Genomic DNA, 3259 nt, shown 5'->3' on the forward strand with positions numbered 1-3259 from the left:
GAACAGGATCATTCGCAGAGGGCAACGGCTGGTACATTACCTGAGCAGCCTGGCCGGAGGCGGTAAAGACGACGCTGACACGGATACAGCGAAGAGTAAGCAGCAAGGAGTGGCAAGTCTGAACGACACAGAGCTGAACCAACACTACCAGCGTCTGGTGCAGGATCTCAGTGCCCTGTCAGGCCATCGCAGTGGCGAAAGTCCGTCGTTTATGTCGTCGGCAAGCCAGAGAATGACCCAGAACCTGACAACTCCGGAACCCTTGACGACGATGGGTCGGGGTTGAGCGGACTTGACGGCACGTTTATGGGAACGTGGCGGAGTTCAGTACTAAACTGCACATTGCGGCTTTTTCGCATTTGAGTACCTTCTGATCACGCCGGTAAAAAGGCAAGTATCGCAATCCTTCGGAAAACCATATAGGTCAACCTATCAGGTGTTATCATGCCATCCATACCCAAGAATATTCATGTTAGTATCGTCGGTCCTGCCGAAGGCTGGGAGCCTGGTTGGCTTACAATATGGGCTAAGGTGAACCCGGACTATAAAATCCATGTATGGGCTCCCGAAGGTTTAATATACCGAAAGATTTTATATTCACTGCTGTCTTCTGAGAGAAAAAAACAAACTATTGAAGAAGATTACCCTGCTGATATTACACAGTTTAAAAATAGCATCTGGAAAAAAATTGATGATTTTATGGGAAAAGATGCTGATATAAAAAAATTGGATATAATGAAATCTAGTTTTTCAGATTATGTAAAGCAGGAGTTTAGCAACCAGTGGAATAAAACCAAAAGAATGCTGGATCAAATCCAAAAATCCATTGCTAATGTTACCGTTAACACATTGTGGAATATTGATATAGAATCAGGTTCTTATATCAGGCGCTTTTTAAGCGTTACTAGCACTTTGATAATCGAAAGATTCATAGGTCTGTATAATCAATACAAGCTTGGAGGGATATATATTGATAAAGGACTACTGCCAAAACTGGATAGCAAGCCCTTCCTAAAGAGGAGCAGTTCGCTAGACCCTATATCAGGAAAGGGAGTGAGCCCTTGGAAGCAATATCTGCTCGAAAGTACCAAAATACGCGCTCTTTTCGAAAAAATGTTCGCAGATGGAATTGTTTCAGATCCTGCCACTTACTTTAAGACATTCGATGAAGCCCTGCCGGAAAAAGAAAGCAGTCTAATTAAAGATATCATTTCAGAAAGCGATATTAGTGAAATATTCCATAGTCTAGATGGATATGAAATAACAAGATATACAACAAATAAAATATTTTTAAGTAAAAGAATAGATTTTGAAGACAATATTGTTTCTGTCGCTCTTGATGACTCAATACAGCCATTAATGTTCGCATCTCGCATAAAAAACCCAGTAATCAAAGTAATGCTTGATGAAACCCTTTTTATTCATGAGACTGTAGAGAAGTTAAAAAAATCAGCAATAACCACAGAAGAATCCATGCTAAAGCTGAAGGAAGCTTTACATCAATTCTATAATGAAAACAAAATAAATATCTCTAACAATGAATTCTATAAAGTTACAATGATGTACCATTCGTATGGTAGCGAGGAGGTTGACTATCATGTTATCGCTACATTAGGTTATGATGCTTTTGAAAGGTTAAGAAAAATTCAAACAACGAATAGGCCTACAATCAATCCAACTGATGAATTCTCAGCAAATGTTCTCTTCTTTAACAGAAAATCTTATGGAAATTATTCTGATGGGTTAGTGCGTAAGCAAAAATACAAAAAATTAATAATGATTCATTTGTCTGATAATCACGAAATGGAGCGTTCTTTTTTAAGGTGTCTCAAGCTTTATGAGATGTACCGCACCGAAAGAACCAGCACTTTGTACAACGTTTTTAATATTGATATGACGGGGAAAAATAAACTTGAAACAATGGTAGGAATACCGCTCAGAAATATTGGTGAAGACACTAAAGTCATCATTACTGGAAGTCTTCTTTTCTTTGACGCCAATTTGAATACTCATGCTTATCTCTATTCTCAGGACATAGTGGAAAATCTATCATCGATTCTAAGAATGGCCATCCCCGAGAATACCACCGTACAATCCATAGCCTTCTCTTTTGATAATTCTGCACAAGATATTTCAGGTTCTGCGGGCGAAGTGGATACTAGCCATAAATATTATGTTGTACCTGAAGTTTTGAAAAAGTTGGCCCAAAAAGGAATTCGTGCAAATTCTGCTGTCGCGATTCGAGGGTCTGTGTCAGCAGGCGATTCTCAGCAAACTACCGGTGGTGATCCTGACAGGCCTTCAACTTCAAAAGAGGCGCCCTATGCTGAACTCAACCGTGTTGTTTTTACCCTCAAGCCTGACGGGCTTACCGTTCTATTCGAGGCCAAGTTCGGGTTGACCTCCCTCGCCCCCAGCAATGAGTTTACCCATGCCAGACCCGAAGATCCGCGTAGCGATACCGGATTCGAAAATCCGTTATTCGATATCACAAATGAAGAGGATCCAGGCGATATCTCAAGCGAAGAGGATCCAGACGATGTCAAAAGCAGAGAGGAGTTCGTCAAAGCCTTACTCGAAGATAGGTTGATTGAGTCCGGTCACAGGCTCAATGATGGTTTGCCTGAAGCCATCATCGCGAACGAGTTCACTTTTGCTCCAATCGAAAATGCTTTGTACGAAGCCACGATTGAGGAGGCGTCTAAGGAGTCTAAAGACCCAAGAAAAGATGCTCAAGATTACGCATTACACTTTAATTTCCAGGACGTGATCTCTCATGGATTACAGGAAAATGCGGAGCCTGAAAAAGTTGCTTTCGTCAATTGGGATGTCAGAGAAACTGATCGTTTATCAGATACACTCACACTCGCGCGGGAATCTTCCTCGTACAGTCAATGGCTTGAGCGCTATGCACATCGTTTCCCCGCGTTTAATCTGGTCAACCAGCTTGAGGAAGAAATGGTCAGGTTCAAGAGTGAAGAAGAAAAGACCAGGGCCTTCCAAACCCTCCAAAGACGGTTACGGGCAAATTCATTTGACGTTTACCCCCTCGATCCTACCACGATAGAGGGTGCTGCCACTCTTAACGCGAAATACAAAAATGATTTCTACAACATCAATTTTCTCACAGCCCAACTACCGCCCCCTTGTGACAGACGCCGAAGATCAGCCGATACCAACAGCTGTAATGCCCGACGCAAAGAGCTGGCCAATGCCATCCGGTTACTGTCTGACGCCAACACCCAACTCTATCTCCGGG

At 42.2% G+C, this 3259-nt stretch carries 2 protein-coding genes; both read left to right on the forward strand.

Translation table 11 applies throughout. The annotated features are described in order from the left end of the window. On the forward strand, positions 1-286 hold a 286-nt coding region (locus tag KDK19_RS16410), incomplete at its 5' end, for a hypothetical protein (RefSeq protein ID WP_257292382.1). A gap of 158 nt (positions 287-444) precedes the next feature. Next, positions 445-3259 (forward strand): hypothetical protein (locus KDK19_RS16415; RefSeq protein WP_257292383.1); only part of this gene is annotated, 2815 nt, incomplete at its 3' end.

Source organism: Endozoicomonas sp. ONNA1 (genome assembly GCF_024606325.1).
Taxonomy (GTDB): Bacteria; Pseudomonadota; Gammaproteobacteria; order Pseudomonadales; family Endozoicomonadaceae; genus Endozoicomonas_A.